The sequence below is a fragment of the Gordonia sp. X0973 genome (assembly GCF_013348785.1).
In the GTDB taxonomy this organism is placed as follows: Bacteria; Actinomycetota; Actinomycetes; order Mycobacteriales; family Mycobacteriaceae; genus Gordonia.
The window spans coordinates 2,500,973-2,518,878 of the sequence record NZ_CP054691.1; the positions used below are offsets into that span (position 1 = coordinate 2,500,973).

The following is a 17,906-nucleotide window of genomic DNA, read 5'->3' on the forward strand; positions in this document are numbered from 1 at the left end:
TCACCGCCTCCTGCGGCGCGGTGAACCTACACGTTCGCGTCGCGCGCCTTGGCCCGCGAGCGCTCGCGGGCGCGCGTCGTCGCGTCCAGGTGAACCTTACGCACCCGGACGACCTCGGGGGTGACCTCGACGCACTCGTCGGCGGCACAGAACTCCATCGCGCCCTCGAGGTCGAGCTGCATCGGCTTGGCCAGGGTCTCCATCACGTCCGCCGACGACTGACGCATGTTGGTCAGCTTCTTCTCGCGGGTGACGTTGATGTCGAGATCCTCCTGGCGCGGGTTGATCCCGACGACGTGGCCCTCGTAGGTGTCGTCACCGGGGTCGACGAAGAAGGTGCCGCGGTCGGCGAGCTGGATCATCGCGTACGGGGTCACGGTGCCCTGGCGGTCGCTGACCAGCGAACCGCTGTGGCGGGCGCGGATCTCGCCGGCCCACGGCGCATAACCGTCGAACACGGCGTTGGCGATACCGGTGCCGCGCGTCTCGGTGAGGAAGTCGGTGCGGAAGCCGATCAGGCCGCGCGAGGGGACGACGAACTCCATCCGCACCCACCCGTGGGCGTTGGTGGCCATGTGGTCCATACGGCCCTTGCGCGCCGCGAGCAGCTGCGTGACGGCGCCCAGGTACTCCTCGGGCACGTCGATGGTCAGGTGCTCGAAGGGCTCGTGCAGCTTGCCGTCGACCTGGCGGGTGACCACCTGCGGCTTGCCGACGGTGAGCTCGAAGCCCTCGCGGCGCATCTGCTCGACGAGGATGGCCAGCGCCAGCTCGCCGCGGCCCTGCACCTCCCAGGCGTCCGGGCGGCCGATGTCGAGGACGCGCAGCGAGACGTTGCCGACCAGTTCGGAGTCCAGGCGAGACTTGACCATGCGGGCGGTCAGCTTGTGACCGGAGACCCGCCCGGCCATCGGCGAGGAGTTGGTGCCGATGGTGACCGAGATGGCCGGCTCGTCGACGGTGATGCGCGGCAGCGGCTGCGGGTTCTCCGGGTCGGCGAGGGTGTCGCCGATCATGATCTCCGGCATACCCGCGACGGCGACGATGTCACCGGCGACGGCCGACTCGGCGGGCTCGCGCTCGACGCCGACGGTGGCGAGGAGTTCGGTGATCTTGGCCTTCTCGACGACCGGTTCGCCGTCGACCTCGCGGCACCAGGACACCTGCTGGCCCTTGCGCAGCGTCCCGTTGTGGATGCGGACCAGCGCGAGGCGGCCGAGGAAGGCCGAGGCGTCGAGGTTGGTGACGTGGGCCTGCAGCGGCGCCTCCGGGTCGCCCTTGGGCGCCGGCACGTGCTCCATCAGCACGTCGAAGAAGGGGTCGAGGTTGTCGCCGTCGGGCACCGAGCCGTCGGCCGGCTTGGTCATCGAGGCCACACCGGCGCGACCCGACGCGTAGAGCACCGGGAGCTCCAGGGCGAGTTCGGCGGCCTGGCTGGCCTCCTCGTCCTCCAGGTCGGAGGCGAGGTCGAGCAGCAGGTCCTGCGCCTCGTGGACGACCTCGTCGATACGGGCGTCGGGACGGTCGGTCTTGTTGACGACCAGGATCACCGGCAGTGCCGCGGCCAGCGCCTTGCGCATGACGAAGCGGGTCTGCGGCAGCGGGCCCTCCGACGCGTCGACCAGGAGCACGACGCCGTCGACCATCGACAGGCCGCGCTCGACCTCGCCGCCGAAGTCGGCGTGGCCGGGGGTGTCGATCACGTTGATGATCACCTCGGTGCCGTCCGGCTGGCGCCGGTGGACCGCGGTGTTCTTCGCGAGGATGGTGATGCCCTTCTCGCGCTCGAGGTCGCCGGAGTCCATGACGCGGTCGACGACCTCGGCACGCTCGGCGAAGGCGCCGGACTGGCGGAGCATCGCATCGACGAGGGTGGTCTTCCCGTGGTCGACGTGCGCGACGATCGCGACGTTGCGGAAGTTTTGAGCAGCGCTCACAAGCGTGACTTTCTGATCATGGGGCCAAGGGCGATGTGCGACGGCGGGCCGCCCGGACACCGGGTCGACGGGGATGGCGCCGTCGCCAACCTTCCAATCCTAGCCGCGTAACGGGCTCCGACCAGAATCGAAGCGGCGTGGTGAGACCTCCCTCACTCCGTCAGCCACTCGTCCTCTTAGGTATCCCTATGCTAATTTGGAGGATGTGGGTAGCAAGAAGAAAGCGGTGCGGGTCCGCGACCTCAAGCCGAAGAAGAAGTGCTGCCGCAAAGACCTGCGCTGCATGCGCTGCCCCGTCGTCGTCCATCGCCTGCGCAAGCTCGACGTCGACGAGATGAACCGCAAGCAGATCCAGAAGGCGATCAAGAAGGCCCGGGCGGCCTGAGCAGTTCCGTCAGCTCGGGAACCCAGCCGGCATCGGCGGGCACGAGTTCGCCCCCGTCGGCCATCGCCGCCAGCTCCCCCGCCGTGACCCATCGCACCGCGCTGTGTTCGGCCGTCACCGGCTCGCCCGCCGACCACCGCGCCCGGTAGGCCCGCAGCACCAACCCCTCGCGCAACACGACGTCGGCGCCGATGCGCCCGCCGACCTCGACCTCGATCGCCAATTCCTCGGCCAGCTCCCGAACCAGGGCCGACGCGTCGTCCTCGTCGGCCTCGACCTTGCCGCCGGGCAACTCCCAGCGTCCCGCCAGTCGCGGCGGATAGGACCGTTGCGCCAGCAACAGCCTCCCGTCGCGGATGACCGCGCCGGCCACGACGACCCCCGGTGCCGCCGGGGCGGCGACGATCCCGGTCCGCGCGCCGACGAGGGTGACGGCCATCGGATCACCCGGCGCCGGCGCACCCGCGCCCCCGTCCTCCAGGAGTGCCCCGAGTTCGGCGATCGGCGCGGCGAGCCCGGAACCGTCCAGGACCACCTGGGTGCGCCCGGGCAGCTCGCGGACCCGCAGCACCGGCAGCACGGGCGGTTCCGCCCGGTCGCCGCTGCTCGCGGGCCGGGCGCGCAGCGACTCGGCGCGGATGGCCACCGCCGATGCGCGGCGTCCCGGTTCGAGGCCGGCGTCGGCCGCGCGGACGACGCCGAGTTCGGTGCGCAGGTCACCATCGCCGCCGGAGACCGGCAACAGGTGCTCCCAACCGAGGAATCGCGCGGTCCACTCGTCGCGCGGATAGCGCCACACCCGGCTCGCCGTGTCGGCGGCGACGATCGCGCCGTCGCGCATCACGACGACCTGCTCGCCCATGGTCGCCGCCTCGTCGTGGTCGTGGGTGACCACGATGGTGGGCGTGGCGGTGGCCGCGACGATGTCGACGATGTCGTCAGCCAGCTCGCCGCGCAGATTGGCGTCGAGCGCGGCCAGCGGCTCGTCGAGGAGTAGCAGCCGCGGCCCGGGGGCCAGGGCGCGCGCGAGCGCCACCCGCTGGGCCTGCCCGCCGGACAGGTCCTCGACGCGCCGGTCGGCCAGCCCGGGCAGCCGGACGAGGTCGAGCATCGCCTCCACGCGGGCGGCGATCGCCGCCCGCGACCAGCGGCGGGCGCGCAACCCGTAGGCGACGTTGTCGGCCACCGAGCGCCCGCCGAACAGTTGCGCCTCCTGGAACACCATCCCGAAGTCGCGGCGGTGTACCGGAATCCCCGCGAGGTCCTCCCCGTCGAACAGGATCGTCCCCGCCGCGAGCGGCTGCAGGCCGGCGATGGCCCGCAGCAGTGTCGATTTCCCGCAGCCGGACGGCCCGAGGATCGCCGTGACCGGCCCCGATCCCTGGGCCGCGACGGTGGCGCTGACGTCGCGCACCACCCGCGTCCGGTCGTAGTCGACGCAGACTCCCCGCAATTCCAGGCTCACAGCAGACTCCCCGCACCGGGCCGGACCATTTCCACGACCGCGACGGCGAGGGCGGTGGCGAGGACGAGCACGACCGAACATGCCATGGCCGTCGCGAGGTTCGCCTCCCCCGGCCGGTTGAGCGCGGTTCCGATCATCACCGGCAGCGTCGTCGTGTCGGGCCGGACCAGGAAGCTGGTCGCCCCGAATTCGCCCAGGCTCAGGATGAAGGCGAAACCGCCCGCGGCGGCCAGCGAGCGCCCGGCGATCGGCAGCGTCACGGTCGAGAAGACCCGCAGCGGGGAGGCCCCCAGCGTGCGCGCCGCGCCGGTCAGCCCGGCGGGTACGCGCTCGAAGGCGGGGACGGCGATGCGGATGACCAGCGGCATGACGACGAGGGCCTGCACCGCGGCGATCACCAGCCACGACGAGGACAACCAGGCCGGCCAGTGCGCGAGCGCCAAGGTGTAGCCGAAGCCCAGGGTCACCGCGCTCACCCCCAACGGGACGGTGGAGATCACCTCCGCGGCGGCCCGCATCGGGCCGCGCAGCCCGGTGATGACGACCGCGGTGACGACTCCGACGAGAAATGCCAGGGTCGCGGCGACCACCGCGGTGGCCAGCGACAGCAGCGCCGAGGCGAGCGGGGAGATCCCGTTCACCTGCGCCGCCAGGGATCGGTATCCGGCGAGGGTCCAGCTGCCCGGGCCGGCCGGGCGCACCGACCAGAGCGCGAGGACGGCCAGCGGGACGACCAGCCACAGCGCCGTCCACACCAGCGTCGCCGCCATCGCGACGCGCGCGCCCCCGCGCGGCGGCGGGGCCGGTGCGTCGGCGGGCCGATCACCCATCGCGCGCCGCGACAGCAGCCGGGCGACGACGAGGGTGAGGGCGACGACGCCGATCTGCAGCACCGACAACGCCGCGGCCTCCGGCAGCCGGAAATTCGACACCCCCTCGGTGTAGATCGCCGTCTCGACGGTCCGCAGTTGGCCGTTGCCGAGCACCATGATCACGCCGTAGCTGGTGGTGCAGAACAGGAAGACCAGCGCTGTCGCGGCGGCGATCGCGGGTCGCAGGCGGGGCAGCGTCACGGTCGCGAAGGCCCGCAGCGGGGAGGCCCCGGCGACGCGCGCGACGTCGACCAGCCGCGGGTCCAGTCCGGCCCAGGTCGCCCCGACGAGCCGCACCACGACGGCGGTGTTGAGGAATACATGGGCGCACAACACCGGCACGAGCGCCGGGCCCGCCTCGTCGAGGGCGCCGCCCAGACTCGACGGGAGAAAGGAGAGGGGTCCGGTGAACAACGCGCGGAACGCGATGCCGACGACGACGCTGGGCAGCACGAACGGCAGGGTGACCACCACGAGGAAGAGGCGCGAACCGGTGAAGCGCAGCCGCGCGGCCAGCCAGGTGATGGGGGCGGCGACGACCAGGGTGAGCACGGTGGAGGCGGCGGCCTGCGCGAGCGTGAACGCCAGCAGCGGGCCGGCGCCCGCCCGACGCCACAACTCGAACAGGCCCACCGGATCGCCGTCGGCGAAGGCACGCGTGAACAGGGCCGCCAGCGGCCAACCGAAGAGGAGGAGCAGGAACGACAGCGGGACGGCGGCCAGCGCGAGCAGGCCCGCCCGCCCGCCGGTCACCTGCCGACGGCGTCGCGCCACTGCTGCAGCCACGTCTCCCGGTTCTGCGCGATGTAGTCCGGCGGCATGTTGACCGTCCACTCCGGGGCCGGGGCGCGCGTGGCCCAGCCGTCGGGCAGCGGGATGTCGCGGGTCACCGGATAAACGAACATCGCGGTGGGCAGCGCCTTTTGCACCGCCGGGCTGAGCAGGAAGTCGATGGCCTTACGGGCACCCGCGACGTTGGCGGCACCCTTCAGCACCCCGGCGTACTCGACCTGGCGGAAGCAGGTCTCCAGTAGTGCGGCGGTACCGGGCGTCGCGGCGGGCGACGAGGCGTAGGACACGACGATCGGCTTGGTGCCGTGACCGGCTCCGGCGCTGAACAGCTGGTTGTAGGCGATGGCCCACCCGGAGACGATGGTCGCGTCGTTGGCCACCAGCTTGCGCCAATAGTCCTCCCACCCGGCGCGCTTCTGGCCGATGGTGGTCAGCAGGAAGGAGATACCCGGCGACGACGTGCCGGGGTCCAGGAGCGCGGCCTGCCCACGGTATTCGGGCTTCACCAGGTCGTCGAGGCTCGACGGCGGGGTCAGGTTGCGGCTGTCGTACCAGGACGAGTCGACGTTGAGGCAGACGTCGCCCCGGTTGATCGCGGTCAGCAGGCCGGGCGAGCCGGGCAGCGCGTACTGGTCGGCGCCGTTGGCCGCCGCGGGTGAGTGATAGGGCTCCAGCGCCCCGGCCTGTACCGGCCGCGACGCGAAGGTGTTGTCGATGCCGTAGACGAGGTCGCCCTTCGGCGACCCGGGGGTCAGCGAGATCTGCGAGGCCAGCTTGCCCGCGTCGCCGGACTTCGCCACCTTCAACGTCATGCCGGTGGTGGCCTTGAACTGGTCGACCAGCGACGAGGGGAGGTCGAAGGAGTCGTGCGTCAGCATCGTGACCGTCCCACCGTCGTCGGAGCGGCCGCATCCGACGGCGACCCCCGCGGCCAGGACGGTGACGAGCAATGTCCCGGCCAGCCGACCGAGGAAGGGACGGGTCCCGCTGTCTGCGCGCATGCCTGAATCTAACCACCAGATGACTCCGCACGACCGTCGGGAGCGCAGTCCGCCGCCCCCGATCTGACGTCACATGCAACTCATTAGTAACAATTGCATCACCAGAATCGCTGGTCACAGCCACCTGGGGTTATGGTGCTCGCTACACGCGCATTCGATATCAGCCGCGCTCGCCAATAGACTGACGCGCGATCGACATCCGCCGACCGTAAGGATTCTCCCCGTGCGACTGAACCTCCCGTTCGCCGCGGCCGCCGTCGCCCTCACCGCCGTTGTCGCCGTATCCGGGACCGCCGCCGCGGCTCCGGCCCCCGTTGAGCACGACAGCCTGGGTGCCGCGCTGGCGTCCACCCCGCCGAAGGTGAACCAGGAGGTCCTCGACGCCATGGGCGCCCTGGCACCGGCGATCATCGGCTCGATGGCGACGCCGGGCCCCGACGGCCGGGTCAACCCCGCACTCTTCTCCGACGCGCAGGCCGTCGCCGCCGACCCGAAGCTCTCGCCGCAGGTGCGCGACGTGTGGCGCCAGATCGTCGACTTCCTCGGCGAGCCGGGCAAACGCACCCTCGCCGCGCAGAACCGCGGCATCCGCGTCGCCGAGCGCAAGACCAAGCCCGGCGACCCGGAGATCCCGCGCGGCAAGGGCGCTCCGCGCATCCAGGAGTTCCTCTACCCGACCCTCGGCATCGGCTGCATGCCCGAGTCGGCCACCGGATCACTCGGCTCGCTGGGCGGCGGCAACTCGCTGGGCCGCGCCCTGGTCACCGCCGGTCCGCAGAAGGCGCCGGCGCCCGGCCCCAAGCGCGGGCAGGTCGGCTACGTCTACACCAGCCTGGGCACCGGCCCGGCCGTCAACAACAACGCGCACCCGCTGGTGGCCCAGTGGCTCAACCTCGACAACGGGCGCACCGGCGCGATCAACCTGCGGCGGAACCCGAAGATCAACGCCACCGACGGGCCCGGCACGTTCACCGCGATCGCGACCACCGGCCGCGGACGCGTGTTGACGATCATCTCCGGCAACGTCACGACGAAGAAGAAGCACAAGCGCGCCGTCTCCTGCGGGATCGTCCCGGTCATCGGCCTCGCCTACGTGTAGTCGTATCTAGTCCCGATTGCGACCGGGTCACAGCTCGGCGTCATCAATTGCACCACTAGTCACATACGTGTTGTCCTATCCCAGTAGTAACACTGGCAACACGTATGGAGTAACACGATGCCCGGCAAGTTCTCGCGCGCTGCGTCGACGGTGGTGGTCGGTATGGCCGCCACCGCACTGGTCGCCGGCTCGACCGCCGCTTTCGCCGCCCCGCCGCGTCCCGCCCCGGCACCACCGGCGGCCGTCCCGCAGCTCCCGAAGCCCAATCCGGGCGGCACCAGCACGCTGCCGATCCAGGTCCCCTTCGACAGCCAGCTGGCCGCGGCGCTGAAGTTCGCCAAGCAACTCGGCGGCGACAAGCTCCTCGTCGAGGTCATCCAGGCGATGATGGGGGTGGCCGGACAACTCTCCCCCGTGCCCGTCCCCGGCACCAAGACCACCGCCGCCCCCGAGCCAGGCGTCAAATTCGTCGACGCGGCCACCGATCCGCTGTCACTGCTGCGCTCGGCCGGCGTCCAGCCGCTCTCCCCCGCCGTCTCCCCGATGTGTACCGCGCCGACCCCGGAGAACCCGCTGGGCCTCGTCACCGCGGGAGCCGCCGCCATTCCCGGGCCGTGGCCGCTCCGCAGCGGCCATCCCCTGCTGGCACCGTTGGCCAACCTCCCCTTCCCCCTGCCCGGCATCCAGGTGCCCGACCCGAACATCGTCAAGGACGAGCAGACCGCCTTCGCGTTCATCCCGCCCGACACCGAGGTGGGCGGCAAGAAGGGCACCATGCGGGTGGCCTGGCTCAACACCTCCTCGTTGAAGGGTGGGATCACCGAACTCGCGCCGCTGGCCGACACCAATCCCGTCCTCAAGGCGCTGCCCGGCCTGTCCGGCGTGCGCCTGACCCCCGTCGACACCGGGAAGGGCACCGTCCTCGCCGCCGTCTACGGCACCGCCGGCGTCGGCGGCCGCGAATGCTTCTTCCTGCCCGCGGTCGGAGTGATCAATTCCTGAGGCGGGCCGTTTCCGCGCGCTTTCGGCGGCCACGGCCGCGGCGGCCGTCGCGGCGACTGCCGCCGGAGCGGCCGGGAACCGACGCGCGGCCGCGCTGACCAAACCGCTTCCGATGGCCCTGCTCGCGGCCCGGGTGCTCGCGGACCGCCGGGGCGACCGGATCGACCGCGCTCTGACGCTCGGGGCCGTCGGCCTCTCGATGGCCGGGGACTACTGGATGTTCCGCGAGGAGTTCGAGCCGCGCACATCCGCGGCCAAGGACGGCTACCTGCGACGCGGTGCGGCCTTCTTCGCCGGTGCCCAGCTCTGCTATCAGGCCGCCTTCACCCGACGCGGGGCCCGCCTGCACGCCCGCGCCTTCCTCCCCCGGATGGCGGTGATGGGCGAGCCCGCCGCGATCCTCGCCGCCAAGGCCCCGGCGGTGCTTCCGGTGTTGGGGCCCTACGGTGCGCTCCTGGCCGGGATGTCGACCCTGGCCGCCGACGACGGCCAGCGCGCCGCGGTCGGCGGGTTGTTGTTCCAGGCGTCGGACATCGCGATCATCAACCGACGCCACCTCGTGCAACGCCCCGCACCGCGGGCGGCACTGGAGGCATGGGTGTTGGGCAGCTACTTCGCGGCGCAATACCTACTGGTCGGCGCCTTACAGGCCGACCGCTAGACCGACTGGGCGGAGCCGCGGCACACGGCGTTCTGCGGATTCACCCCGGGGACGACGAACATCGCCTCCACGGACTGGCGGATCTCGAACTTCACCCGGCCCACACCGGGGTGGATGACCGCCTGCCAGGTGTTGGTCGTCGCACGCGTGCGCACCTTGACCACGCCGTGGCGCCCGTTGTCCACGTTGCGCCACAGCACCCGGGTCCACATCGTGTACTCGGTGAGCGGCGTCATGGTCAGCTGCCACCGATCAGTGGTGGCGATGAGAGCAATCGCCGGTGCGGGCAGGCCGTCGGACGGGTGGGCGATCTTGTTCCACACGTCGACGCGCGTGCGCATCTCGGCGCCCGGCCACGGGTCCCGCACCGGGCACTGGATCGTCGTCACATAGTTACGGCCGCTCGCATACGGGTCGTCGCCCGGGGCGGCATGTGTCGGCCCGACAGCCGAACCGGTGATCATCAGCCCCCCGGCCGCCGCGCCGAGGACGGCCTTCCATCCGCTACGCATGCGGACACCCTATCGGTCGATAGACTTCCACCATGGCCAACTCGCCGAATTCCGTCCAGCTGACCATCGCCCAAGAGCCCGAGGCCGATGAGTTGCTCTCCACCGACCCGTTCGCGCTCCTCACCGGAATGCTGCTCGACCAGCAATAGGGTACACTCTGGAATATGCTTAGATGCCTGGTAGGAGCACGTGTCTCGGTCCTCACCGGACCGCAGAAGGTGTCGCAGCTCGCGCAGATCGAAACCGGCGCGAGGTGGGTAGCGCAGAACGACGGCGAGATCGTAGCCACCTTCGAGGATCTCGGTGTGTCGGCGTCGGTCCCTCCGCCGGACCGCCCAGACCTCGGGCCGTGGCTACGAGATCCCGAGAAGATCAACGAGTACGACGCGATCGTCTTCTCGAAGATGGACCGCGCCTTCCGCTCTACCCAGCACTGCGTCGACCTCGCTCGGTGGGCTGAGGAGAACCGCAAAATGCTGGTGTTCGCCGAAGACGGGCTGAAGCTCGACTACCGCGAGGACCGCCCCGAAACCGTCGACTCGATGCTCGCCGAGTTGTTCGTCTACCTCGGCTCGTTCTTCGCGCAGCTCGAACTCAACCGCTTCCGAACGAGGGCTCTCGACTCCCACCGCCAGATCCGGCAGACGACGCGGTGGGCGTCGGGTAAGCCGCCGTTCGGGTATCGGATCTGCGAGCACCCGTCGGGGAAGGGGAAGGGCCTCGAGCACGATCCCGAGCAGCAGGAGATCCTCCACCAGATGGGAGCCGACCTCATCGCCGGCTCGTCGTTCACCTCGCTCGCGGTGAAGTACGGCTGGAAGACGACTACGAACGTCGTCGAAGCGCTCACCCTCCCGAAGACGCAGGGGTGGAAGACGACGAAGAAAGGTCGGGAGATCGTCGTCGACTCCGAAGGCGAGCCGATCCGCCTCGCTCCCCCGACGTTCGACTCCGACACGTGGATGCAGATCCAAGAGGCGGCAGCTCGCCGCCGGATCACCCGCCGGCGGAGCGCGACGTCGAACCCGATGCTCGGTGTCGGATTCTGCGGACGATGCGGAGCCGGGTTGGCTCAGCAGTTCCACCGCTACACCCTCGCCGACGGCACGCCGCGGGAGAAGCGGTACTACCGCTGCGCGAGGACTCCCCACAACTGCCCCGGAACGATTTCGGCCGACACCCTCGACGCGTTGCTCGAGGAGCAGTTCCTCGACGAGTTCGGCGACGAAGACGTATCCGTCCGCGAGTGGCAGCCGGGGTCGGATACCGCCGAAGAGCTTCAGCGGGTGGAGGACCAGATCCGCCGACTCCGCTCCGAGCAGGATGCCGGGCTGGTTGTATCCGACGACGACCACCTCGAGTACATCGCCCGCATGAAGCGGCTCGTCGACCGACGGGGTCTGCTGCAAGAATCTGAGCCCCGAAAAGCGGGGTGGGTACACCGGAGTACCGGAGAGACGTTTCGGTCCGTCTGGCTGAAACTACCGGAGCAAAACGGGGCGGCTGACGCGGTAGGCGATCGACGTCGAATGCTTGAGGAGTCAGGCGTAAGGCTGGAATTGATGTCAACCAACCCCCTCGAGTGGCGGTTACGCATCGAACGAGAAGCGTAGGGAAAAACCCTACGAGACGCATAGAAGAACCCCCGGATAGCCACGCTTTTAGCGGTTGGGCCGTCCGGGGGTTCGTCTGTATTCAGTTGTCAGCTCCGAGTCCGCCAGACTCGGGCAACCCGCTGGCGGCGGGGGTCTAGATGTCGTAGTAGGCGGCGCGCTTCCGGCGGTCCTCGAGGTTGTAGTCGATGATTTCCTCAGCCTTCAGGTTGATCCGAGTCGCCTCGTTCGTCGACTTCACCAGCTCGTCCAGCCGCTCGACGGCCGCGAAGAGGAGCTGCGTCTGCGCGAGCATCAGCGACTCGATGCGGCTGTGGTAGTCCGGTTGCTCGTAGGAGTCGTCGAAATACGAGTCGTAGTTCATCTCCGCCGATTCGATCTTCGGGACGGGGGACTCATCCCCGATCGGCAACTTCACCCGAGGCTCAGGGATCGGCGCGGCCTTGAAGAAGTCGTCGGGGAGAGTGAACTTCTGATACGGCTTCTCGTAGTCGGTGGCGGGGACGATGCGGTAGTCACCGCCGAAGAACTCGTCCACCGTCTGCCCACCCTCTCGCCGGTTGCTGCTGTCCTCTGCGTATCCGATCACTTCATCAGCCCTACGTTGGTGTTCTTGCGGATCTCGTACGCGACTTCGTTCAGCGCCCCGGCGAACGCGGTAGATATAGCGGTCGCGAACGCGGCCCACGCGGAATCTCGGTCGCCGAATGCTCCCCAGGTAACCGCTTGTTCGTGGATGTCGGCGGCAGCTCGCAGCTGCTCAATCACGAGGTCTTCTTCCTTCACAGTCCCTCCTCTTCCGGGATGATCCACATATCCAGCTCTTTCCCGACAGGGAGGACGAGCTGACACGACGAGGTGTCGGTAGTGAGAGCAAGAACGATCGACGTCGGCGTATCCGGCCCGGTGTAGAGGTCGGTGTACCACGCTTCCCCGGTGTAGAACGCCTCACCCCACTCGTCGATCCACCGGATGCGGATCGTCTTTCCGAGCAGCTTCTTCGCTGCGGGGAGCGACACCGTAAACGGTGTGCGGTTGTCCATACGGAAGTCCATCAGACTCCAATCTGTCGTAGTCGGGTTCCGAGCGCGTAGAGGTCACTCGGAACGATGAGCCGAACCGCCCACCGAAGCGGGGGTCGGCGGAGGATGTGGGATGCCGCCCACCACGCGATGTCAGGGACCAAGCGGATACCAGCAATCCCACCGGCGAGCGTCGCCCCAGTAGACGATCCGAACGCCGGCAGCTTGGATGACGAGCTGGCACATATCGCACGGCTCGCGGGTGAGGTAGAGCGTCGCTCCGCGTGTGTCGGAGCGGCCTCTCGAGTAGAGAAGGCAGTTCATCTCCGCGTGGAGCGCGTTGCACCGCGTCTCCGGGTGGTGGTAGTCGGCTCCGGGCTCGCAACCGCTGAGCCTGCGGGGACACGACTCGCACCCCGGCTTACCCGCGGGTGCGCCGTTGTAGCCGGTACTTAGGATGCGGTTGTCTTGATCGACGAGGACCGCACCGACCCGCGATCGCTCGCAGTCGGAGCGGGCGGCTACCGCTTCGGCGATCCCGAGGAAGTAGTCCTTCCAATCGGGTCTGTGCATCAGAGTTCGTCGCTCGCGTAGACGAGATCCTCGAGTTGGTACACAAACCGCACTAGGTCAGCGTTGACGCACTCTCCGCAGTAGTGGCTTTCGAACTTCTCGATAAGCTCGCGGATCGGCCTCAACGCCTCGCGGGCTATTCCGACATAAGCGCCGCCTGTGTCTGCTCCAAGCGCCCGCTTCACCGCTTCGACGGCGGGGTCACTCATCGTCTACGTCCTTCAACAGTCCGGCCTCATCAAGAGCGCGGGCATCAATCCGATATTCGTCAAGTTCGCGGTACTGATTAGAAGCCGCCCAAAGATGCTTGGCAGCATTCTCGATGCGACGTTCACGATGGGCAACCTCGGCGGACTTCAACTGGTCGGCGAGCGCCAGCATTTCGTCTCTCTCAGGGCAACGCACGTACCCGTAGTCGAAGCAAATCCTCTCCGCTTTCCGCAAGATCTCCCACGGCTTAAGCTCACTCATCGGTGACCTCCCCAGATTCCAGCGCTTCGAACGCGATGATTGCGGCGGTCATGTAGCTGATTCCGTCTCCGATTAGGTCATCCAGTAGTTCGTCGTACGTCGTCATTCTTCACTTCCTGGTTGGCACCACAGCCCGCGACTTCCTACGACGAGCCCGCGGGTCTGCGGTGGTTTGCACCGACCTCGAAGTCGGTGTCGATCGAAGTTCGCCGGCGTGATGAACGTCTCGTGGCACGCTCCGCAGTGGGCGGTCCGAAGACCTCCCCACCGCGCTACGCAGCCGACGCAGCTGTGCTCGTAAGCTCCTCCGGCCACCGGCTGTCTCCCTCCGTTTGGTTAAGTCCGAGGACGTACCGCTGTCTGAACGATCCGAAGAGGATGTCGTCCACCCCGAGTTCGTCGAGAGCGAGATCCGCCTGCTGCGGTACGACTCCGTTCCCGCAGATTTTCAGCTTCGCTCCGTACGGGATCGGAGCGTCGTCGACCCAACCGGCGGGCCAACCCATATGCCACTCGTCAAACGCAGCTGTTAGCCGCGGTCGTCCGTTGCTGTTCGGCTCGGTGGGATCAGGAGCCGGTCTCCCCCACGTGATCTCCGCTCGGCGGATGGCGGGTTCGTATTCGCCCCATTCGACGGAGTCGTTGTGTGTGCAGTCGATAGCGATGTTGTGAAGGTTGTTTTTGACCGCGCCCTCCCGTGTGTCGATGTTCCTATCCGGACCGCGCTGAGTAGTGGTAGGAGTTGGTAGTAGTTTCACGTCACCTTCTTCCGTTGGGAAGTACAGCGCTACCGCTGTTATGTTCGGACTCTTCCGGCGGTATAGAGCCGGCGATCCCGGATTCTTAGCGTCGTTAGCTGTTGGAGTCGGAAGCAGTTTCATCGCAACCATCTGTGCTAGACCTGGTGACTTTCTCGTCCCCCCGGAAGCCGGGAGTCGGACGCTTTCGGTGTAGGTAGGAACTTCACGAGAACTCCAGCGCGTAGTCGATGAGTTGTCGGGAGTGCCCCCGCCGCTTACTCACCGGCTGCGCTCCCCCGGTTGCGTCGCTCGCGTTGGGCGTCGGCAACAGCCGCGGCGGCAGTCCGGAGGTCGAGCCCTCCGTCACCGTGTCGCCCCCCCCCGTTCGGATCAGAGGTGCGACTCGTCGGCAGCAGGAACAACGGCGAAGTAGAGTCTCTCGCGGCGATGAGCCGCTCCGACGTCGGAAGCTCGTACAGACGTCCAGCGCACATCATGCCCGTCTTCGGCACAGTCCCGGAGAACTGAGTCGAAGCCTTTGCTTCGGTGTCCGGCCACGTTTTCAAACAGGCAGACTCGGGGTCGTAGTACGCGAATTGCTTCGCGGATGTAGGGCCAGAGGTGGCGGGGGTCATCGGTTCCTTTCCGGAGTCCGGCGGTGGAGAACGGCTGGCACGGGTAGCCGGCGGTGAGGATTTCGATGGGGGGCAAATCCTCCCACCGGATCTTCTTCAGATCCCCGAGGTTGGGTACGCCGGGGTATCGGAGTGAGAGCAGGGTGGACGGGTGCTTTTCGATCTCGGAGTACCACCGGAGTTTGGAGCCGGGGTACCGCTGCATCACCGCGTGGTCGAGCATCCCCGACCCGGTGCAGAGACTTCCGATCTTCATCGAATCCTCTCGTCGGACATCCGATGGATGTCTTCCACCGCAGCGGCGGCTTCGTCGTAGTCGTCGTAGAGGAAGGTCATCGTTACCGGCTCGTCTCCCCAGTCTCGGTCGAGCTGCGCGTTGACGTTGACCTCCCACCGGCCACACCGCTTCCGCCACCACAGGTCGATCACTCGGTAGCGATCGGTGTAGGTGTGTAGCGGATTCACTGGTAGTACAACTCCTTATCGAGGATGTTGTAGAGATCCCGGAGGTCTTTCTCGTCGAGGCAGACCGACGTCGTTCCGGTGAGGTTCTGCGAGATGACAGTCGCGGACTTCGTGCCGTCGACCTGCTCGTAGATGTCGACGGTCATCACGTCGTCGGCCCAGTCGATGAACTCGTGGACGGTGTTCTCTTGGTAGGTCACTTAGGTCTCCAAACTTCGGTTGTCCATCGCTGGACGTTGTGTCGGTGTCGGTACTTCACTTCGCTGACTTGGAGGTCGAAATCCCAGCAGCGGCGGAAGGTCCAGGACTCCCCGCAGTTGCACAAGATCCGCCCGAACGTTCCGGTCTCGGTCACCAGTCGTCTCCCATCCAGAAGCGACCGCACGAGTCGCAACTGCTGAGGTTGCATTCCTCGTCGACCGGGTCGTGGTACTCCTCGTGGCATCCGCAGTACTCCCCGTCGATTCCGGTGGGATCGTCGCAGAACCTCACCGCGCATATCGGCCTCATTGTGGCAACCTCCCCGGCTGAACCTGATCCCACTCCTGCTCGATGCGATCCGCGTTCAGCGCGAGCTGTCGTGCGGATTGCTGAGCGCGCTGGAGAGTCGGGTGGTATTCGGTGTATACCGACTCACCGCCGTGGAACCTGACGCGGGCTTCTAGCCGCCACATCGCGAGGATGCGATTAACCGACACGTTGCCGAGTAGGGTGATGAACCCCTCGGGCCCCGCCTTCCGCCGGTGATACGGCGTGTGGAGGTGCTCACCGAGCGCCGGCTGACTCGTCGCGTACTCGACCCCGTCTTGCCCTCTCGTCGTCGGCTCGATCCAGCTAGGCACACAGCACCGCCTTCTTCTGCGGCAGGTAGCAGTCACCGGGAGCTGTCTCGTACGCGTAATCGGCGGTCGCCCTCTCGGAGTAGACGCCCCACACATCGCCGCCGGATCGGTTGATGATGTAGACGTAGTCCGACCTATTCGCGGAGAACAACTCCTCGTGTTGCCGGAGCTTCCCCTCCCAGTAGTCAGCTAGTCGTTTGTTCGACTCGGCCTGCTCGCGGTAGTACGTCGTCATAAAGTCTTCGTTCACGTCACTCCTCTAGGTTTGCCTCGAGGTAGTTGATAAGCATCTGGATCTCTGCTCGAGGGATAGAGATGAATGCGACTTCGCCGGGTTCAGCGACGGAGAACTGGATTCGCCCTCCGTCGGTCGTGACCGTCATCCAACCCTCGAGCGTGTAGAACGTGATCGAACCGTCGATTACCCAGTCACTCATCGAGCCTCCGACGTCAGAAACTCGCGGATGATCGAGTCGCGCTCGTTCTCGAGTTCGTCGCGTTCGCGGTACGCCTCGTCGAGCAGAAACAGCAGCCGCGGGAGGTTTTGGTGGATCAACGCGAACCACACCGCGAGGTCTTCATCCTCGAAGACCGCGGTCAAGAACTTCTCGCCGGTCGAGTGCTCCTCCATCACGTACTTCCCGGTGAGGGGGTTGAGGTTGACGGTGAGGTTCGCCGAGCGAACCGCGTCGTAGGTCTCCTTCACGAGACCGATGAACTCGTCGTCTTGCATCAGATGAACTCCTTCGCAGTTCGGGCGAGCTGGTCGATGCCGGCCCAGTAGTCGGTGTGCGCGCAACGACCGAGTCGCTGAGGGTTGATCGGATCTCGACCGAGGTAGCCGCACGCGTCTCGGTACGCCCGCTCGTAGCGGCGGTAGTCTCCGAAGATCCACCGCCACAACGTGCCGCGCCGGAGGTCTTTCAGCAGGTCGTCGGTCCACATCTTCGGGTCGCCGAGCGAGAACCCCTCGGAGGTCTCGGCGATCGCGCGGAGTGGTGAGTCCGGAGGACAACAGCAGATGACGTCGTCGGGGTTGGAGACCCACCGCACGTTTCCGCGCAGCGGCATCGCGACGTGAACCAGGTTCCAGCGGTCGCCGTACCCGCGGATACCGAAGTCGCCCGCCAAGTTCGGCGGAGCGGACGGGTCAGCGACCAACCCGACGAACCGCAGATTCGGGTGGTCGTGGAAGCGGTTCGCGACGTTGCCTGCGACCTCCGCTCCCCCGGAGTAGCCGACGACGATGCAGGGTTCCTTCCGGATCTCGTCGATCAGCAGCGCTTCCCCGCGCTCGACGGCGGAGGAGAACGATTCTCCGAGGACGTTCCCACCGACCGGGCCGTACACCGCGCTCCACGGGAGGTCGTATCGCTCCACGCCGGGGAAATGCTGGCAGAACCGATCGAGCATGTTCGGATGCGGGCTCAGTGATTCGCCGATACCGCGGACGGTGATGATTCTCATCTACGCCTCCACCCCAAGCTGGAAGTCGATAACGCGGTCGCGGCCCCGAAGCTGGCGCTCGATGAAGCTGACGCGACCGTCCCCGCTCCCGAACCACCGCTCCCCCATCAGCTTCGCGGCAGCCTGCTCTTTCGTGAACGGGCCGTCGAATTGGTCGGGGGTGTGGAATTCCCACGGCCAGGGGCACGAACACCCCGAATCGGACGAAGTCCAGAACTCCCCGGTGTCCGGGTCGTAGAACACCCCGAAGATGCTGAAAGACCACGGCTCGTCGTCGAGGTTCAGCTCTTCGACCGTCACCAGCCCGAGCCGGTCCGAGATCGACCACCCGTTTTCGTTGATTAGCTTCATG

Annotated in this window: 27 protein-coding genes and 1 pseudogene; 6 read left to right on the forward strand and 22 right to left on the reverse strand. The window is 67.4% G+C overall.

The window, feature by feature from the left end; genetic code table 11:
* Nucleotides 1–26 precede the first annotated feature (26 nt).
* Nucleotides 27–1,937 (reverse strand): translational GTPase TypA, encoded by a 1,911-nt coding sequence (gene typA, locus HUN08_RS12255; protein WP_124247202.1) that lies wholly within the window; start codon nucleotides 1,935–1,937, stop codon nucleotides 27–29.
* A gap of 205 nt (nucleotides 1,938–2,142) precedes the next feature.
* Between typA and HUN08_RS12260 the strand changes: the two genes are divergently transcribed.
* Nucleotides 2,143–2,322, forward strand: coding sequence for a hypothetical protein (locus tag HUN08_RS12260; RefSeq protein ID WP_124247201.1), 180 nt, complete (start codon nucleotides 2,143–2,145; stop codon nucleotides 2,320–2,322).
* Here the strand turns inward: HUN08_RS12260 and HUN08_RS12265 are convergent.
* From HUN08_RS12265 to HUN08_RS12275, 3 genes are read right to left on the reverse strand one after another with little or no spacing between them, the layout of a single operon-like run.
* Entirely contained in the window at nucleotides 2,300–3,787 is a 1,488-nt protein-coding gene (locus HUN08_RS12265; protein WP_301546709.1) for an ATP-binding cassette domain-containing protein, read from the reverse strand. The genes HUN08_RS12260 and HUN08_RS12265 overlap by 23 nt on opposite strands.
* A complete protein-coding gene (locus tag HUN08_RS12270; protein WP_301546710.1) occupies nucleotides 3,784–5,445 on the reverse strand; it encodes an iron ABC transporter permease in 1,662 nt (553 codons plus the stop codon). The genes HUN08_RS12265 and HUN08_RS12270 overlap by 4 nt, the downstream gene beginning before the upstream one ends.
* Nucleotides 5,409–6,452: a thiamine ABC transporter substrate binding subunit gene (locus HUN08_RS12275; protein WP_124247200.1), complete on the reverse strand. Its 1,044-nt coding sequence runs from the start codon at nucleotides 6,450–6,452 to the stop codon at nucleotides 5,409–5,411. Before HUN08_RS12275 ends, HUN08_RS12270 begins: the two co-directional genes overlap by 37 nt.
* 223 nt (nucleotides 6,453–6,675) lie before the next feature.
* Between HUN08_RS12275 and HUN08_RS12280 the strand changes: the two genes are divergently transcribed.
* The 3 genes from HUN08_RS12280 to HUN08_RS12290 all read left to right on the forward strand — a co-directional run bounded on the left by HUN08_RS12280 (nucleotide 6,676) and on the right by HUN08_RS12290 (nucleotide 9,214).
* Complete coding sequence (locus HUN08_RS12280; protein WP_124247199.1) at nucleotides 6,676–7,551, forward strand: hypothetical protein; 876 nt, start codon at nucleotides 6,676–6,678, stop codon at nucleotides 7,549–7,551.
* Between the two features lie 117 nt (nucleotides 7,552–7,668).
* Nucleotides 7,669–8,553 (forward strand): hypothetical protein, encoded by an 885-nt coding sequence (locus HUN08_RS12285; protein WP_124247198.1) that lies wholly within the window; start codon nucleotides 7,669–7,671, stop codon nucleotides 8,551–8,553.
* Entirely contained in the window at nucleotides 8,546–9,214 is a 669-nt protein-coding gene (locus tag HUN08_RS12290) for a lysoplasmalogenase family protein (protein ID WP_301546998.1), read from the forward strand. The genes HUN08_RS12285 and HUN08_RS12290 overlap by 8 nt, the downstream gene beginning before the upstream one ends.
* Here HUN08_RS12290 and HUN08_RS12295 read toward each other — a convergent pair.
* Complete coding sequence (locus HUN08_RS12295; RefSeq protein WP_124247196.1) at nucleotides 9,211–9,726, reverse strand: hypothetical protein; 516 nt, start codon at nucleotides 9,724–9,726, stop codon at nucleotides 9,211–9,213. The genes HUN08_RS12290 and HUN08_RS12295 overlap by 4 nt on opposite strands.
* Before the next feature lie 32 nt (nucleotides 9,727–9,758).
* Here HUN08_RS12295 and HUN08_RS12300 point away from each other — a divergent pair.
* Nucleotides 9,759–9,872, forward strand: a pseudogene (locus tag HUN08_RS12300) (Fe-S cluster assembly protein HesB); the annotation flags it as partial.
* A gap of 18 nt (nucleotides 9,873–9,890) precedes the next feature.
* Nucleotides 9,891–11,339 (forward strand): recombinase family protein, encoded by a 1,449-nt coding sequence (locus tag HUN08_RS12305; RefSeq protein ID WP_124247195.1) that lies wholly within the window; start codon nucleotides 9,891–9,893, stop codon nucleotides 11,337–11,339.
* Nucleotides 11,340–11,475: 136 nt separating this feature from the next.
* On the opposite strand, the gene HUN08_RS12310 is transcribed toward HUN08_RS12305, so the two are convergent.
* From HUN08_RS12310 to HUN08_RS12390, 17 genes are all read right to left on the reverse strand, one after another.
* Nucleotides 11,476–11,928 carry a hypothetical protein gene (locus HUN08_RS12310; RefSeq protein WP_124247194.1) on the reverse strand — a complete coding sequence of 151 codons (453 nt, stop codon included), beginning with the start codon at nucleotides 11,926–11,928 and terminating at the stop codon, nucleotides 11,476–11,478.
* The gene (locus tag HUN08_RS12315) at nucleotides 11,925–12,125 is read right to left on the reverse strand and encodes a hypothetical protein (protein ID WP_124247193.1); all 201 of its coding nucleotides are present in this window, start codon (nucleotides 12,123–12,125) and stop codon (nucleotides 11,925–11,927) included. The genes HUN08_RS12310 and HUN08_RS12315 overlap by 4 nt, the downstream gene beginning before the upstream one ends.
* A complete protein-coding gene (locus HUN08_RS12320) occupies nucleotides 12,122–12,358 on the reverse strand; it encodes a hypothetical protein (protein ID WP_124247192.1) in 237 nt (78 codons plus the stop codon). The genes HUN08_RS12315 and HUN08_RS12320 overlap by 4 nt, the downstream gene beginning before the upstream one ends.
* A gap of 156 nt (nucleotides 12,359–12,514) precedes the next feature.
* Nucleotides 12,515–12,934 carry a deaminase gene (locus tag HUN08_RS18555; RefSeq protein ID WP_124247191.1) on the reverse strand — a complete coding sequence of 140 codons (420 nt, stop codon included), beginning with the start codon at nucleotides 12,932–12,934 and terminating at the stop codon, nucleotides 12,515–12,517.
* Nucleotides 12,934–13,143: a hypothetical protein gene (locus HUN08_RS12330; protein WP_124247190.1), complete on the reverse strand. Its 210-nt coding sequence runs from the start codon at nucleotides 13,141–13,143 to the stop codon at nucleotides 12,934–12,936. The genes HUN08_RS18555 and HUN08_RS12330 overlap by 1 nt, the downstream gene beginning before the upstream one ends.
* Nucleotides 13,136–13,405, reverse strand: a complete 270-nt coding sequence (locus HUN08_RS12335; RefSeq protein WP_124247189.1) for a hypothetical protein — start codon at nucleotides 13,403–13,405, stop codon at nucleotides 13,136–13,138. Before HUN08_RS12335 ends, HUN08_RS12330 begins: the two co-directional genes overlap by 8 nt.
* Before the next feature lie 272 nt (nucleotides 13,406–13,677).
* Complete coding sequence (locus HUN08_RS12340; RefSeq protein WP_129624371.1) at nucleotides 13,678–14,286, reverse strand: hypothetical protein; 609 nt, start codon at nucleotides 14,284–14,286, stop codon at nucleotides 13,678–13,680.
* Between the two features lie 82 nt (nucleotides 14,287–14,368).
* Nucleotides 14,369–14,512 (reverse strand): hypothetical protein, encoded by a 144-nt coding sequence (locus HUN08_RS12345; protein WP_165353496.1) that lies wholly within the window; start codon nucleotides 14,510–14,512, stop codon nucleotides 14,369–14,371.
* A 23-nt stretch (nucleotides 14,513–14,535) separates the two neighbouring features.
* Nucleotides 14,536–15,036, reverse strand: a complete 501-nt coding sequence (locus HUN08_RS12350; RefSeq protein WP_124247187.1) for a DNA cytosine methyltransferase — start codon at nucleotides 15,034–15,036, stop codon at nucleotides 14,536–14,538.
* The gene (locus HUN08_RS12355; RefSeq protein ID WP_124247186.1) at nucleotides 15,033–15,245 is read right to left on the reverse strand and encodes a hypothetical protein; all 213 of its coding nucleotides are present in this window, start codon (nucleotides 15,243–15,245) and stop codon (nucleotides 15,033–15,035) included. Before HUN08_RS12355 ends, HUN08_RS12350 begins: the two co-directional genes overlap by 4 nt.
* The gene (locus HUN08_RS12360) at nucleotides 15,242–15,445 is read right to left on the reverse strand and encodes a hypothetical protein (RefSeq protein WP_124247185.1); all 204 of its coding nucleotides are present in this window, start codon (nucleotides 15,443–15,445) and stop codon (nucleotides 15,242–15,244) included. Before HUN08_RS12360 ends, HUN08_RS12355 begins: the two co-directional genes overlap by 4 nt.
* Before the next feature lie 306 nt (nucleotides 15,446–15,751).
* Nucleotides 15,752–16,087 (reverse strand): hypothetical protein, encoded by a 336-nt coding sequence (locus HUN08_RS12365; RefSeq protein ID WP_124247184.1) that lies wholly within the window; start codon nucleotides 16,085–16,087, stop codon nucleotides 15,752–15,754.
* The gene (locus HUN08_RS12370; protein WP_124247183.1) at nucleotides 16,080–16,337 is read right to left on the reverse strand and encodes a hypothetical protein; all 258 of its coding nucleotides are present in this window, start codon (nucleotides 16,335–16,337) and stop codon (nucleotides 16,080–16,082) included. The genes HUN08_RS12365 and HUN08_RS12370 overlap by 8 nt, the downstream gene beginning before the upstream one ends.
* Nucleotide 16,338: 1 nt before the next feature.
* Nucleotides 16,339–16,524 carry a hypothetical protein gene (locus HUN08_RS12375; protein WP_124247182.1) on the reverse strand — a complete coding sequence of 62 codons (186 nt, stop codon included), beginning with the start codon at nucleotides 16,522–16,524 and terminating at the stop codon, nucleotides 16,339–16,341.
* Complete coding sequence (locus tag HUN08_RS12380) at nucleotides 16,521–16,820, reverse strand: hypothetical protein (protein WP_124247181.1); 300 nt, start codon at nucleotides 16,818–16,820, stop codon at nucleotides 16,521–16,523. The genes HUN08_RS12375 and HUN08_RS12380 overlap by 4 nt, the downstream gene beginning before the upstream one ends.
* On the reverse strand, nucleotides 16,820–17,554 hold the full coding sequence (locus HUN08_RS12385; RefSeq protein ID WP_124247180.1) for a hypothetical protein: 735 nt from the start codon (nucleotides 17,552–17,554) through the stop codon (nucleotides 16,820–16,822). The genes HUN08_RS12380 and HUN08_RS12385 overlap by 1 nt, the downstream gene beginning before the upstream one ends.
* Complete coding sequence (locus HUN08_RS12390) at nucleotides 17,555–17,905, reverse strand: hypothetical protein (RefSeq protein ID WP_124247179.1); 351 nt, start codon at nucleotides 17,903–17,905, stop codon at nucleotides 17,555–17,557.
* Between the last annotated feature and the right edge of the window lies 1 nt (nucleotide 17,906).

What these genes read in the sequence shown, in the direction of transcription:
- HUN08_RS12385 (WP_124247180.1), bottom strand. Translation starts at nt 17,554, where the DNA reads ATGAGAATCATCACCGTCCGCGGTATCGGCGAATCACTGAGCCCGCAT.
- HUN08_RS12275 (WP_124247200.1), bottom strand. Translation starts at nt 6,452, where the DNA reads ATGCGCGCAGACAGCGGGACCCGTCCCTTCCTCGGTCGGCTGGCCGGG.
- HUN08_RS18555 (WP_124247191.1), bottom strand. Translation starts at nt 12,934, where the DNA reads ATGCACAGACCCGATTGGAAGGACTACTTCCTCGGGATCGCCGAAGCG.
- HUN08_RS12390 (WP_124247179.1), bottom strand. Translation starts at nt 17,905, where the DNA reads ATGAAGCTAATCAACGAAAACGGGTGGTCGATCTCGGACCGGCTCGGG.
- HUN08_RS12305 (WP_124247195.1), top strand. Translation starts at nt 9,891, where the DNA reads ATGCTTAGATGCCTGGTAGGAGCACGTGTCTCGGTCCTCACCGGACCG.
- HUN08_RS12285 (WP_124247198.1), top strand. Translation starts at nt 7,669, where the DNA reads ATGCCCGGCAAGTTCTCGCGCGCTGCGTCGACGGTGGTGGTCGGTATG.
- HUN08_RS12330 (WP_124247190.1), bottom strand. Translation starts at nt 13,143, where the DNA reads ATGAGTGACCCCGCCGTCGAAGCGGTGAAGCGGGCGCTTGGAGCAGAC.
- HUN08_RS12335 (WP_124247189.1), bottom strand. Translation starts at nt 13,405, where the DNA reads ATGAGTGAGCTTAAGCCGTGGGAGATCTTGCGGAAAGCGGAGAGGATT.
- HUN08_RS12375 (WP_124247182.1), bottom strand. Translation starts at nt 16,524, where the DNA reads ATGAGTGACTGGGTAATCGACGGTTCGATCACGTTCTACACGCTCGAG.
- HUN08_RS12295 (WP_124247196.1), bottom strand. Translation starts at nt 9,726, where the DNA reads ATGCGTAGCGGATGGAAGGCCGTCCTCGGCGCGGCGGCCGGGGGGCTG.
- HUN08_RS12350 (WP_124247187.1), bottom strand. Translation starts at nt 15,036, where the DNA reads ATGAAGATCGGAAGTCTCTGCACCGGGTCGGGGATGCTCGACCACGCG.
- HUN08_RS12340 (WP_129624371.1), bottom strand. Translation starts at nt 14,286, where the DNA reads ATGAAACTGCTTCCGACTCCAACAGCTAACGACGCTAAGAATCCGGGA.
- HUN08_RS12380 (WP_124247181.1), bottom strand. Translation starts at nt 16,820, where the DNA reads ATGCAAGACGACGAGTTCATCGGTCTCGTGAAGGAGACCTACGACGCG.